This is a genomic window from Paraburkholderia sp. A1RI_3L, from assembly GCF_048957895.1.
In the GTDB taxonomy this organism is placed as follows: domain Bacteria; phylum Pseudomonadota; class Gammaproteobacteria; order Burkholderiales; family Burkholderiaceae; genus Paraburkholderia; species Paraburkholderia kururiensis.
Genome location: NZ_JARCHA010000003.1, coordinates 486,008 through 498,460 on the forward strand (window position 1 = coordinate 486,008; position 12,453 = coordinate 498,460).

The window sequence follows — 12,453 nt, forward strand, 5'->3', positions numbered from 1 at the left end:
CATACACTCGAAGCGAGCAACAACCGTGAAAGCAGACCTGAATTTGGCGCTGATAAAGCGCTTGAAGATCAGCGAGAGGCCGGTCGGGCTCGACGCCAAGGGCGCGCTGGTCTTCGAAGCGAACGTCGGAAACAAGCCCTACATTCTATGGGATTCGAACCGCGACGCGCCGCCCGGATTTGGGGTCCGTGTCGCCGGGAAGAAGACCTACATCGTTCGCCGGAAGGTGAACGGCGTGTCCATCATGCCCACGGTGGGCAACGTCAGTGACTTTCTCGACTTGGGGCTGGCGCGCAAGAAGGCCGCAGAGCTCGCGAGGGCGATGGGCGAGACGGGTAGAACCCGAACAAATCAAGGCGGGAGGCCAGCGCCTTGGAGCCCACCTTGGGCGATGTCATCGCGGCTTACCGCAACCACCTTGCGACGCGCGTGAAGCGTCGCGCGAGCGCGGAGACGCTTCGCGCTGTTGACCGCGCGGCCAACAAGTTCAAGGAATGGAATTGGGCGCCGCGCAAGCTCAAAGAGCTCAGGACCGACGAGATCATTGAGCAGTTCCAGAGCGGCGCGGCGACGCCCACAGCGACGGAGCAAACGTTTCGCTTGGCGTCGACCGCGACGAAATGGGCGATTGGCAAGGAGATGCTAGACGCGACACACGAGGGGCGTGCGCCGGCTTTGACGGTCAATCTGTTCACGATTTTGACGTTGAACGGAGTGTATCGTTCGCGCGCGCAGATCGCGCGCGAACGCGAGGAGCGCGGCGCTCGGCCTTTTCCTCGAAGCAGCCTGGAGCAAAAGGCTCGAGAACGATAACCGCACCGGCGTCGACTTCCTCATCACCATGCTCTTGCTCGGCTGTCGGAAGTCAGAGCACTCGAAGTGCAAATGGGCCGAACTGTTACCGTATGGCCCATGTCGAGCACTGCGCCGAGCGCATGCATCCGTTCCTGACTGCCTTCGAATTTCGGCACGAGAGCTGGTTCAACGAGAAGCACCGCGAGTCGACTCTCGCGATGGAGCGCGAGCGCGGCATTGTGCACGTGATCGTTGATGCGCCAGAAGGCGTAACGGGGCGCGCGCATACCGTACGGGAGGTCACGTCCCCTGAGCTGGCGATAGTGCGTCTGCATGGGCGCAACGCGGAGACGTGGAGCGGCGCGGAGTCGGCCGCAGAGCGATTCAATTACGAGTACAGCGACGAAGAACTGCGAGAGCTTGCTGCCCCCATTCAGGCGATTGCGAAGCGCGCAGGCCGCACGCATGTCCTTTTCAACAATTGCTGGCGCGACGTCGCGCAGCGCAACGCCCAGACCTTTTTGTCATTGACTGTTCCCGCTGTGCACGCGGATTGACTCTACCGGGCAGCGAGGCATCCTCCCGACCGGCGGTGGGCACTGTAGTGGAGATTGGGTGTCGCGGCTGACACGGTGACGTTTACCGTCGCCTCTGTGACTGCCAACCCCACAGCCCACAGCGCCGCGATCAATCCTTTGCTCGCGGCTTGAGAGGTCGATAGTGTTCGCCGTCGTAGGCGGTCGTGACCGTATAGCCGTCGCGCTTGCGGATCTTCAGGAAGAACAATGTGGGTGAAACGCCTGCGGCGCCGCCACAGGCGTCCGTATGGTTCTCACGCACGCGCACGAGAAGGTACGTTCCCTTGTCGGCGGTGTCGAACAGCAGACACTCGGTCTTGTCCTTCGACAGACCGTAGTTCTGCGTGATTTCGGCCGCCTTCGTCGCGGCATCGTCGCCGGTGGTGACTGCGGGACCGCCAGCCCATGCGCAGCTGCAGACCACAAACGTGGCCGCGACAATTGCCCGTCGCATCATCGATCCGCCCGCTGGTTGTCGTACTGGTCGAGCTTGTGGCTGCGAATGATCGCGTTGAGCTTCGCGAAGTAGGCGGGGTCGGTGGCGTAACCATTTTGCGCCAGCGCCACGGCGAACTTCGCGCTGCTGGTATAGAGAAAGCAGGAACGGAACCGCGGTCCGTTCCGCAACATCTGGGCGTCGTCCTCGGCCGAGTCGTCTTAACTGCTGTATGCCCGGAACCCGTCCTGAATCGTGATGGCCTTGCTGCTGATGACTTCGTGCGTCGTGAACGTCGTGCTGTCGCCCTATGACCGACCGCCCGCGCTTTTCTACTTGGACCCGCCACGCTGGAAAAAGGGTGATAATCACTTTACCCGAAACATTTTATGCTGACTTCCGCTGGATGACTGGGGGCGGTGAGAACGGCAGCCCACCCGACATGGACAATCAAATTGTAAAATTTGTAAGAAAAAAGGACTTCGTCTTGGAGAAGCGCTTAGGGCAAGGCGCGACTGGCAATACAGTATTGCTGTTTGACAGTACCATCAATGAGCGCTTTGCGTGCAAAAAATATGCACCGGCTAATCCGGCACATGCTGATAGGTTTTTTGATGCCTTCCTGAAGGAAATAAAATTACTTCATCTAATGAACCATACAAACGTGGTTCGTGTATTCAACTACTATCTATTTCCGGAGAGGAAAACTGGTTACATACTGATGGAGTATGTGGATGGCGAGGATATTGGCTTTCATTTGCTTATTAATTCCGATAAAATCAATAATATTTTCTCTCAGGTAATTAGTGGGTTCTCTTATCTGGAGGAAAATGAAATTCTGCATCGTGACATCCGTGAGAGCAATATTCTTGTGAATGACAAGGGTGTTGTCAAGATTATAGATTTCGGTTTTGGGAAGCAAGCTCAGCAACCAAAGGATTACGCGAATAGCATTTTTTTGAACTGGTGGTGTCCGCTCCCGAATGAGTTGAGGCAATCAATTTATGATTTTCGGACCGAAGTCTACTTTGTCGGGAAGCTTTTTGAGAAACTCATTGCGGATCACGGAATTGAGAATTTTGAGCACTCGCAACTGCTGGAGCGTATGTGTGCAATCGATCCAGAAGATCGAATCACGTCCTTCTCGGAGGTGCGTGGGGTCCTATTGCAAGCCGGATTTGGCGGCGTAGATTTTTCGTGGGAAGAGAAGCACGTCTATCAAGAGTTCGCCTCGGCTCTGTCTGAGATCGTTAGTTCCATTGACAAAGGGGCGAAATATCACGCGGACGCGGCAACCTTGCTATCTAGGCTTGAAGAACGTTATCGCAGCGTAATGCTGGAGGATAGGATTCCAAATCCGAATATGATTGCGCAATGTTTCATCAATGGCGCTTACAGGTACCTCAAGCGGCCCACAATTCGCGTCGAGACACTGAAGGAATTCATTGACATGTTCAGGAGGGTTTCCACGGAAAAGCAAAACATCATCTTGGCGAACCTGCATGCTCGCTTGGATAGCAAGGATCGTTACCAGGTCGACATGGATGATGACATACCATTCTGACGCTCTTGTAAATTAGTGCAATAGAGATCAAATTCACATTTGAGTTGAGTTCTTTTTCCGTAAGCGATATTCGGCGATTTTTCTTACCGGCAGTATATTGCCAATGGACGCGAGCTCTCGTCGGACGTTAACTTTCCCGACATGGTGCGAGGGATTGCCTGTTAGTCAAGGTGAGTGCAAGACTGGGGGCGAAAGACGTACGGAATCTAATCAACGAGCTTACAGTCTCTATCGATCGCGATTGCTTTCGGTATGATGGCAGTATAGTCTTCCGACCGCCATTTGATAATCGGCTTCGGGATGTGATGTTGAACGGCGTTAGCGTCGTTACGCGGGGTGCCAGAGAAGGCGAATACGATTGCCTGCTCGCGGTCATCACTCCGGAACACGACCTTCTTCGTTTTGTTGTCAGGTAGTCCGGTGCACGCAGACTCTGGAAGAAGATCGGTTTCGAACGCCACTCGCGCGATAGTAGCGCTGACGGGCTGGCTGTTAAAGGCCAGAACTGAGGCAGCATTAAGTGAAAATGCTGCGGACAGCATAACCGCAAATGTGTTGAAGAGGGCAATCCATCCTTGAGCACGTGACGTTTCATTTTCGGGCAAGGATTTCCCGAAAATTCTTTCGAAGCCAAGGTACAGGAGGACGGCGGACCCTTCAGCAAGAAGCATAACGACGGCCATAGCCAGCGATACATGCCCAAAGGCCCTCAGGAAGACGCCGACGTTGTAAGCAGAGGGTAGCTTGTCTGACACCGCGCCGAATGTAACCGCAAGGTCTGTTTGGGTGCGGGCCCGGCCAAACCATATTGCAATTAGGATAAGGAGTCCCCACAGCCACTGGCATCCCGGGCAGGCGATGATCGAACTATGGGAAAGCACACGGCAACCGAAGTAAAGGGACGCGGCAACTCCCACGAATGATACGATGAACAACCATTGAACACCGTCCTCGACAGTGGTCGCATGGCGCCAATTGATGGATCCTGCAACTTGCAGAAGCGTCGCGGCTACGACGGCCACCGTGATTCTTCCGGACGATGCATTGGTCGCATGCTCGCGTAGACGGGCGATTGCCTTTTCTTTCGCCTTTACTGTTGCTCCCCACTTCGGAAGCCCAGACACCGCGAACCACGATGCGATGATGGGAATCGCCATAACAAGTACAGCCGCCCAGAATATCTTGAAAATCAGGTACATATGATTAGACAGTATGCGATGTATGTCCGGGGAAGCTTGAGATTGAAGGTTGCCGTTAGAGGTTATCAGAGTACGTGGGATACGGCGAACGGTTCAATGCAATTACGAAGAAGGGGTGTTTCGGGATGCGTATTTTGACAATTTTAGGACAGAACCGTTCTAGCGCGCTGAGTCCATTCTTCGCGCTTTTTCCAAGCTGTCAATGCGACCTGTCAAGGCATCAATGAGGAAATCGAAAGTGTGAATCTCAATATTCGCCTCGCGACTAATCTGGCGACGCATGCGTCTCGTGTCTGCCATTTCGGTAGCACGGCGTCCCATGAGGATTAGCCCCGGCACCTCCGCGTCGATATCGGTAAGGCCCAAACCGGCTTCGCTGCGCAGGCGCGCTGCGTAGTTTTGGTTAAGGGATAGCCATATACGCCAGTCGCGAATTTGCCGTATAGCATGATTCAGTGCGGCGGACGGATCGCCCGCTTTCGTAAACATCTTTGACAGCGGGCTTTCGAGTTCAACGGCAGTCCAGCGGAAGCCCATCGAATCGGCTTCCCCGATCATGAAGTCGGTCACGTGCTCGCTACCAAGCCGCTGCTTCGGAATGATCCATCGACCATGACCACCTCCGAGGTGTTGAATTAGAAATTTGGGGTTATCTTGCAGAAATTGTTGAACGTGTTCCTCGCGTTTCGCGCTGTCCAGCATTCCGCGGAGTGCGTCGATGTCGGAGCGGGCAACGCAATCCCAATTACTGAAATAATCGTTTAAGGGATCGCGGCGCCGGAGTTCTGCGTACCAATCACACGCTGGTCTGAGTTCCATCGTCGGGAATCGCTGAGTTGGGTGTGGTGATTTTAACCATTCGCTATCGCGAATGGCGCATGCTGAAGCAACCCTCTGAAACTCGTACACCGCCTCTCACTTAAACTAGCGGGTAGGCATGACACTGTGTTTTGACTAACATCAGGCAGAAAGTGATAGATGTGTTAACGGGCAAGGAGCGTCGGCGGCGCTGGACGGCAGAGCAAAAGCTGGCGATGGTGCGAGAAAGCTTCGAACGCGAGACCGCGCACGTCATTGGCCTTGTGCGATTGTTGGTTCCTTCGCAACTCGCCGTACAGGTGCGAATCCGCTAGTTTTTGGATCTCGGCGAAATGGGCGGGGGCTAGTGGGGCACGATCGTGCATATGAACCGGGGCGGAAAAATACTGTGTAAACGTACAGTTTCCGTTCGACCGTATCGGCGCGGGCAGCAGCTTGAAAAGTTTAATTCAATCCCAAATCTACCGCAGGCCGTTACCGTCGACGGGGCTTCGGGGAAATCGAATGAACCTTTACTGTATTACTGCGGTGAAACACGACGATCCTAACAATCAGGTTGCGTCAAAGTTCAAGTTGTGGATGTTCAACGACAAAGACAAAACGTGGAATCCACAGACTACGGTGGTGTCCAAAAAAGCGATCGTGGATCTAATCCAGAAGGGTCACAAGGTGATAACGGCTCAACAGGAAGACAACGGCATACGCCGAGGTGAAGCGGTTGAAATCGTTCTTCGCGTGGCTAAGAACGACAAAAACTTCCCCATCAGCGAGATGCCGGAGTTTTGATCGGGTCGCCAGCGACGCCCTGCCGCAACCCAAGCTCGAGGCGTCGCTGGCAGGGCGTCGCTGGTTTGCCTATCGAACTACTTTGTGATTCGATAGGCAAAGATGTCTGGTAGGCGTTCGCCCATCACCCAGTTGCCGATCAACTTTAGTCGGTTTATCCCAGGCGCTTGGATGGTTCGAGACAGCCTTGTGTAACTCGGGTCGTCCTTGTCTACCAGCGAGATATCGGTTAACAGCATTCCCGCGATGTGGTGCCGCCTGATTGCACCCAAGATGTGGCGATACGCTAATCTTGGGCCATCGCGCCTGATGTTCGGCATGGCGAGGCAGAGCACCCACTTATCTCGTTCCGGTTGCAGTTGCCAAAACGCGCCGTTCACTGGACGGCGTGCCTTGAATCGCTTGTTATCCGAGTCCAGCGCCGCGAGGAGCTTTTCGCCGCGTTCGATGTCCTCGGTCGTCAAGGTTGCCGCTGCGTTGCTCATGCTCACCAAAACTGTTTGATCCACTTCAACACTCCGTGCTGGCGAGCTGTCGTCGCTGTGTAAAGGTCGCGCGCTTGAGGCCTTCCGATCGTTAGCTCGTAACGGCGCGTCTCAGCCCAGTCCTTCGCGATCGCCCAGTTGGTGGCAAATTGCGGGTTCTTGCTGACCTGCGCATTTAGCTGCGATTGCAGTCCAGCAACCTTTACCAGTTGTACGAGATCATGGGAATAGGCGCTTGTGGCGAGCGCTTTGTCCGGGAAGTCGTACTTCGCTGTTTTCGCTGCTATGCATGCTTTGATTGCGCATTCGATCGAATAGCCGCAAAGGTAATAAGCGGCAGCATAGCGCCGCACGGTGAGTAGCGCTCGCGCGTCGCGAACCCTCTCTCGCGAGAGGACCATCAAGTCGTCTCGATTCATGTTGGAGTTTAGATGTCCGGCACCAGTAGAGTAGGTTGCGACAGACAGAGTTGATTAGTCTACTGGATCGTCTGGACGAGCGGGGAGCAGTTTGCTTATGGAGCGTAACTCTTGGCGTAGGTCAGTCTACAGGACACCATTCTAAGGCGCAGGCACTGCTGCATCATCGGCGTATGGGCAGCGAAGCTCTGCTCGGGCACGGTTTCGACGCTGGTTTCTGTTTTCATTCAATCGATTGCTGAAAGGCGTGTTCGGACATTTGCAGACATTCGCTTCCGTTTAGGCCGTGTCCTCATTGTTGACAGGGCGCGAACGGGGACCTGCAGCTTCGGTTCGACGACTATACTTCGCGCCCCATCGCCGGGCTATAGGCCAGCCGGCCAAAGCGTTCCGCACTGAGGGGCCGACGGTTGATCGCGCGTCCCGCCTGCCGGAGGCCTGCACCCGCTTCGGTGAACGGCAGCCGTATGGCCGAACCTCGACCCGGCGGCAGTCGGACGGGCAGTCGCCTGAAACGCAGCGAAAGGCCGTCGAGGTCAATGCGAAGCAGGCTCGGTTAGCTAAGGCGAATGTCGAAAACAAGCCCTACATTCTAGGGGATTCGTAGCGTGGCACATGTGTCCCGCTACGATGCAGCGGCGCGCCCGCCTCATTCCTCCACCAGTGCCCGCATGTCGACTTCGCGGCTGTTCGCCGCGCTGCGTCGTTTCGCAAGCCAGATCAGCAACGTGACGAATGATCCAAACACGACGATGATCCATTGCACCGGCAACTTCGCAATGAGCAGCAGGGCATAGGCGCCCAGCATCAGCAGCACCGCCAGGTTCTGGTTGAAGTTCTGTACGGCGATGGAGTGGCCCGCCGAGAGCAAAGCGGCGCCCCGGTGCTGGAGGACGGCGTTCATCGGCACGATGAAAAAGCCCGCCAATGCGCCGAGCCCGATCATCAGCGGCCACGCGAAGAGCATGTAGAGCGGCACCGTGAAATTCGCGAAGCGGATGCCGGCGCCCGCTGGAAAAAGTCCCTTGCTGTAGAACGCCATGGCGACTGTGACGATGCCGGTCAGCATGCCGATCGGCAGTACGCGAAGGGACGTGCGCAGCGAAATCCACGCAGCCGCAGCAGCGGCACCCAACGCGACGCCAAGTCCTGTCACGCCCTGCATGATGGCGGCCTTCGAAAGCGATAGCCCAAGGTTCGCATCGGCCCACTTGAGTACGAGCAATTGCAGCGTCACCGCAGCGCCCCACATCAACGTGGTCACCCACAGCGCGATCTGCGCGAGCTTGTCGGCCCACAGCACGTGGAAGCAGTGCAGAAAATCGCCGGTCAGCTTTGCCGGCTGCATGAGCCGATTGGGATAGCGCGCGCCGGTATCCGGTATGCCGATGTTGATGATCGCCGCGGCCGCGTAGACCAGCATCACGGCGAACATGGCGAGGTCTGCGGCGGTGCGGATGACCGGCAGATCAAGGTGTGCCACCAGTTTCCCCGCATAGGCGCTCACGAGCGCGCCGCCCAGCATCGTGCCGACGATGGTCGAGAGCACTGTGGCCGACTCGAGCCACGCGTTCGCCGCGACGAGCCGCTCGGCCGGCAGCAGTTCGGTGAGAATGCCGTACTTGGCGGGCGAATAGGCCGCCGCGCCGAAGCCGACCACGCCATAAGCAACGATGGGATGCACGCCCACGAGCATCAGCAGACAGCCGCCGGCCTTGAGCGCGTTGGAGATGAACATCACGTGGCGCTTTTGCAGCGCATCCGCGAAGGCGCCGACGAACGGCGCGAGCAGCACGTACGAAATCGTGAAGAATATCTGCAGCAGCGGCGTGATCCACGACGGCGAACGGATGACCGCGAGAAGCGCGATGGCGGCGATGAGCAGCGCATTGTCCGCAAGCGACGAAACGAACTGCGCGGCAATGATCGTGTAGAAGCCTTTTTTCATGGAGCGGGCGGAGAAACCGTCGGATACGTGCACTGCTGGCAAGCCATCACGTGGCTAGCGCGAGAACGCCAGAACATTGGGCTCGCGAGACAGGGCGCGGCTCGCGAGCTTGCAGGCGGGCCATGCAATCGCCGCGCCAAACAAAAAAAGCGGCCGAAGCCGCTTTGCGATCATAGCGCGTGCGCGAAAGGCGCGTCACGAAGCGCCCCGCACGCAGCGCGGCGCGGCGCGGTGTGCCGCGCCGGCGTGTGCGTCCGGTCAGGCCGTTTTGGTGCGGCTGTACTTCGAAAGGATCGGCACCATCTGCGCGTAGATCTTCGGGTTGGCCGCCACGATCTCGCCGAGATTCAGGAAGTTCGAGTCGCCCGTGTAGTTGCCCACCAGTCCGCCCGCTTCGGTCACGAGCAGGCTGCCCGCGGCCATGTCCCACGCGCTGATGCCTTGCTCGAAGAAACCGTCGACGCGGCCCGCAGCAACGTTGGCGAGGTCGAGCGCGGCGGCGCCGGGCCGGCGCAGGCCGGCGCAGGCGTTCGTCATTTCGGCGAACAGGCGGCAGTAAGCGTCGAGCGTGTCCTTTTCGCGGAACGGGAAGCCGGTGCCGATCAGGCCGTCTGCCAGGCGGTCGCGCCGGCCAACGCGAATGCGGCGGTCGTTGAGGAACGCGCCGCGTCCGCGCGACGCCGTGAAGAGGTCGTTGCGCGTCGGATCGTAGACCACGGCCTGGGTGACGATGCCGCGATGCGCGAGCGCAATCGACACGCAGTAGTACTGGAAGCCGTGAATGAAGTTGGTGGTGCCGTCGAGCGGATCGATGATCCACTGGTACTCCGACTCGTTTTCCGAACGGCCGGACTCTTCGGCGAGGATCGCGTGATCGGGATAGGCGGTTTTCAGCGTGTCGATGATGGCGGCTTCGGAGGCCTTGTCGACTTCGGTGACGAAGTCGTTGTGCTGCTTCTTGCTCACCTGGATGAGGTCCAGATCGAGCGATGCGCGGTTGATGATCTGTCCGGCGCGGCGAGCGGCCTTGACAGCGATGTTGAGCATGGGATGCATGAGACAGGATCCTTATGCCGGCGCCACGGGAGCGGTCCGCCGGATGTAACGAAAGTGGGCGATACAGCTTGAAGCGGCCGGCCCGGCGCGCCTCGCAGCCGTCCTGCCAACGACACACGAATTGAAGAAGAGCGATGCGCACCGGCAATGGCGCGCGCGAAACAGCGTGATTTTACCCGAGTCGGCGTGCGTGTTGGAGGATGGAGCGTTTGAGGTCTGCCGCGGATGGCTGTGCGAGGAGTTTGCGGGACGGTCGTCGCTGTTGGCCACCTGGCCAGGGCACGTCCCGCGCGGCCTCGCGCTACCATACCCTTTTTCGCATGGTAGGTAGCCAGCCGATCGTGGTCTCGTCTCGAACATCTTCTTCTGTAGCAACGCCGGAGGCCGCAGCCGAAGGCATCAGTCCCGTGCGCGGCGGTTTTACCTCGACACGCTTCGTGCTTGTGGAGCCCAGCCATCCGGGCAATGTCGGTGCGGCGGCGCGCGCGCTCAAGACCATGGGTTTTTCGCGCCTCGTGCTGGTCGCGCCGCGCGTCGCGCAGGTGCAGACCGATCCGGAAGCCATTGCCATGGCGAGCGGGGCCGACGACGTGCTTGCCAGCGCGCATGTCGTGCCGACACTTGCCGAGGCGCTGGCCGGCGTGCATTGGTCGCTTGCGCTTACCGCTCGGTCGCGCGAATACGGTCCACCGCCCGGGGCGCCGCGCGCCATGGCCGGCGAGGCCTGCCGGCTGGCCGCCACGGGCGACATCGCGCTGGTTTTCGGCAACGAGCGAACGGGGCTGTCGAACGAAGACGTCGAACGCTGCACCGCGTTGGCGCACATTCCTGCCAATCCGGCCTACAGTTCGCTCAACCTGGCTCAGGCGGTCCAGGTGCTGTCGTACGAATTGAGGATGGCCTACCTCGATGCGGGCGGCGAGGCTGCGTCAGCGCCGGGGCGACCGGCGCAAACCGTGGGGACGCTCGCCGCGAACGATGAAATCGAGCGGATGTACGTGCACCTGGAGAACGCGCTCATCGCGCTCGAGTTCCTCGATCCCGCGAACCCCAAGAAACTGATGTCACGCCTGCGGCGCCTCTTCAGCCGCTCGGGGCTGGAGCGCGAAGAGGTCAATATCATTCGAGGTATCGCGAAGCGCATCCTGTTGCTCAAGTCGCGGGAACCGGGCGAAGGGCCGTCGTGACCGTGTTGTGACGGGCAACCCCGCAGCGAAAGGGGTTACCCGACGGGCGGCGGCCGATCGCCTACAATCCATGAACCGTTAGAAGTAAAGCAGGAAAAATGCGTTGGCGGCAGTCGTTGCTGCGGTTGCCGCCCGCGGTTGTCGTTGCAGCTGTCCTTGCTGTCATCGAATCCGTTGTTGTCGCCGTTCGCCGCTGCGCGTTGCCCGCCGTGCGCAGCCGTTGCCCACCTGTCCGAGCGTCACTGCCATGTTCACGAGACTTCGCGAAGATATCGCCACGATCCGCGAGCGCGATCCCGCTGCACGCAGCGCCTGGGAAGTGCTCACGTGCTATCCGGGACTCCACGCGCTCGTATTGCATCGTGTCGCGCACGCATGCTGGCGCGCAAAGCGCCGTTGGATGGCCCGTTTCGTTTCACAGATGGCGCGCTTTCTGACCGGCATCGAGATTCATCCGGGCGCGACTATCGGCCGGCGCGTGTTCATCGACCACGGCATGGGCGTTGTGATCGGCGAAACGGCCGAGGTCGGTGACGACTGCACGATCTACCAGGGCGTGACGCTCGGCGGCACGTCGCTTACGCGTGGTGCGAAGCGCCATCCCACGCTCGAGCGCGGCGTGATCGTGGGCGCGGGGGCAAAGGTGCTTGGCGGCTTCACCATCGGCGCGGAAGCCAAGATCGGCTCGAACGCGGTCGTGATCAAGCCCGTACCGGCGGGCGGTACGGCCGTGGGCAATCCCGCGCGCGTGATCCTGCCGGCGAAAACCGAGCCCGCGCGCGGTAAACCCCAAGGCCAGACCGGGGCACGCCCGGGCTTTTGCGCCTACGGCATTACACCCAACGCAGACGATCCGGTCTCGCTCGCCATTCACGGACTCATTGACCACGCGGCGACGCAGACGCAGCGCGTCGACGAAATCGTCGCGGCGCTGGAACGGCTCGGCGCAAAGCTGGAGGCCCTGCATGGTGCCGATGCGGCGCTCGTGGACCTGCGGCGGCTGTCCGCCGTGATCGAAGGAAGCGAAAGTGGCGAGCGTGCGAAGCGCAGCAGTCAGCAGGCCGATCAGGCCGATAGCACTGCAGCCGAATATGCCGAAGTTGCGGCAACGGCGCCCCGCGACTGACGGTGGGCTCGCCCGGCTCCGGGCGAGCGGAGCAAGCTGACCGCCGGCGAACCCT

Annotated in this window: 13 protein-coding genes and 3 pseudogenes; 8 read left to right on the plus strand and 8 right to left on the minus strand. The window is 59.1% G+C overall.

The window, feature by feature from the left end:
• Positions 1 to 25: 25 nt before the first annotated feature.
• The 3 genes and pseudogenes from PXJ20_RS11935 to PXJ20_RS11945 all read left to right on the plus strand — a co-directional run.
• The gene (locus PXJ20_RS11935) at positions 26 to 433 is read left to right on the plus strand and encodes a hypothetical protein (RefSeq protein ID WP_421030794.1); all 408 of its coding nucleotides are present in this window, start codon (positions 26 to 28) and stop codon (positions 431 to 433) included.
• Positions 385 to 813, plus strand: coding sequence for a hypothetical protein (locus PXJ20_RS11940; RefSeq protein WP_421030795.1), 429 nt, complete (start codon positions 385 to 387; stop codon positions 811 to 813). Before PXJ20_RS11935 ends, PXJ20_RS11940 begins: the two co-directional genes overlap by 49 nt.
• A 95-nt stretch (positions 814 to 908) precedes the next feature.
• Positions 909 to 1,352, plus strand: a pseudogene (locus PXJ20_RS11945) (DUF72 domain-containing protein); the annotation flags it as partial.
• 130 nt (positions 1,353 to 1,482) lie between these two features.
• Here PXJ20_RS11945 and PXJ20_RS11950 read toward each other — a convergent pair.
• Together PXJ20_RS11950 and PXJ20_RS11955 are read right to left on the minus strand one after the other, a co-directional pair.
• Positions 1,483 to 1,830 carry a hypothetical protein gene (locus tag PXJ20_RS11950; protein WP_421030796.1) on the minus strand — a complete coding sequence of 116 codons (348 nt, stop codon included), beginning with the start codon at positions 1,828 to 1,830 and terminating at the stop codon, positions 1,483 to 1,485.
• Positions 1,827 to 2,015, minus strand: a pseudogene (locus PXJ20_RS11955) (glucosaminidase domain-containing protein); the annotation flags it as partial. The pseudogene PXJ20_RS11955 and the gene PXJ20_RS11950, both read right to left, overlap by 4 nt.
• A 104-nt stretch (positions 2,016 to 2,119) precedes the next feature.
• Between PXJ20_RS11955 and PXJ20_RS11960 the strand changes: the two are divergent.
• Positions 2,120 to 3,373 carry a protein kinase family protein gene (locus PXJ20_RS11960; protein WP_421030797.1) on the plus strand — a complete coding sequence of 418 codons (1,254 nt, stop codon included), beginning with the start codon at positions 2,120 to 2,122 and terminating at the stop codon, positions 3,371 to 3,373.
• A 206-nt stretch (positions 3,374 to 3,579) separates the two neighbouring features.
• Here the strand turns inward: PXJ20_RS11960 and PXJ20_RS11965 are convergent, their stop codons facing one another.
• Positions 3,580 to 4,572: a hypothetical protein gene (locus PXJ20_RS11965; protein ID WP_421030798.1), complete on the minus strand. Its 993-nt coding sequence runs from the start codon at positions 4,570 to 4,572 to the stop codon at positions 3,580 to 3,582.
• Positions 4,573 to 4,731: 159 nt separating this feature from the next.
• Positions 4,732 to 5,391 (minus strand): Shedu anti-phage system protein SduA domain-containing protein, encoded by a 660-nt coding sequence (locus PXJ20_RS11970; protein ID WP_421030799.1) that lies wholly within the window; start codon positions 5,389 to 5,391, stop codon positions 4,732 to 4,734.
• Between the two features lie 155 nt (positions 5,392 to 5,546).
• Here PXJ20_RS11970 and PXJ20_RS11975 point away from each other — a divergent pair.
• Both PXJ20_RS11975 and PXJ20_RS11980 read left to right on the plus strand, forming a co-directional pair.
• Positions 5,547 to 5,639, plus strand: a pseudogene (locus PXJ20_RS11975) (transposase); the annotation flags it as partial.
• A gap of 256 nt (positions 5,640 to 5,895) precedes the next feature.
• The gene (locus PXJ20_RS11980) at positions 5,896 to 6,177 is read left to right on the plus strand and encodes a hypothetical protein (RefSeq protein ID WP_421030800.1); all 282 of its coding nucleotides are present in this window, start codon (positions 5,896 to 5,898) and stop codon (positions 6,175 to 6,177) included.
• A gap of 77 nt (positions 6,178 to 6,254) precedes the next feature.
• Here the strand turns inward: PXJ20_RS11980 and PXJ20_RS11985 are convergent, their stop codons facing one another.
• The 4 genes from PXJ20_RS11985 to PXJ20_RS12000 form a co-directional block, all read right to left on the minus strand.
• The gene (locus tag PXJ20_RS11985) at positions 6,255 to 6,686 is read right to left on the minus strand and encodes a hypothetical protein (RefSeq protein ID WP_421030801.1); all 432 of its coding nucleotides are present in this window, start codon (positions 6,684 to 6,686) and stop codon (positions 6,255 to 6,257) included.
• A complete protein-coding gene (locus PXJ20_RS11990) occupies positions 6,665 to 7,081 on the minus strand; it encodes a hypothetical protein (protein WP_421030802.1) in 417 nt (138 codons plus the stop codon). Before PXJ20_RS11990 ends, PXJ20_RS11985 begins: the two co-directional genes overlap by 22 nt.
• 649 nt (positions 7,082 to 7,730) lie before the next feature.
• Positions 7,731 to 9,029, minus strand: a complete 1,299-nt coding sequence (gene lplT, locus PXJ20_RS11995) for a lysophospholipid transporter LplT (protein WP_421030803.1) — start codon at positions 9,027 to 9,029, stop codon at positions 7,731 to 7,733.
• Positions 9,030 to 9,287: 258 nt separating this feature from the next.
• Positions 9,288 to 10,085 carry an inositol monophosphatase family protein gene (locus tag PXJ20_RS12000; RefSeq protein ID WP_017778054.1) on the minus strand — a complete coding sequence of 266 codons (798 nt, stop codon included), beginning with the start codon at positions 10,083 to 10,085 and terminating at the stop codon, positions 9,288 to 9,290.
• A gap of 320 nt (positions 10,086 to 10,405) precedes the next feature.
• Here PXJ20_RS12000 and PXJ20_RS12005 point away from each other — a divergent pair, with 320 nt between their 5' ends.
• Positions 10,406 to 11,272 (plus strand): RNA methyltransferase, encoded by an 867-nt coding sequence (locus tag PXJ20_RS12005; RefSeq protein WP_421031009.1) that lies wholly within the window; start codon positions 10,406 to 10,408, stop codon positions 11,270 to 11,272.
• Positions 11,273 to 11,519: 247 nt separating this feature from the next.
• Positions 11,520 to 12,398, plus strand: a complete 879-nt coding sequence (cysE, locus tag PXJ20_RS12010; protein WP_421030804.1) for a serine O-acetyltransferase — start codon at positions 11,520 to 11,522, stop codon at positions 12,396 to 12,398.
• The last annotated feature ends 55 nt before the right edge of the window (positions 12,399 to 12,453 follow it).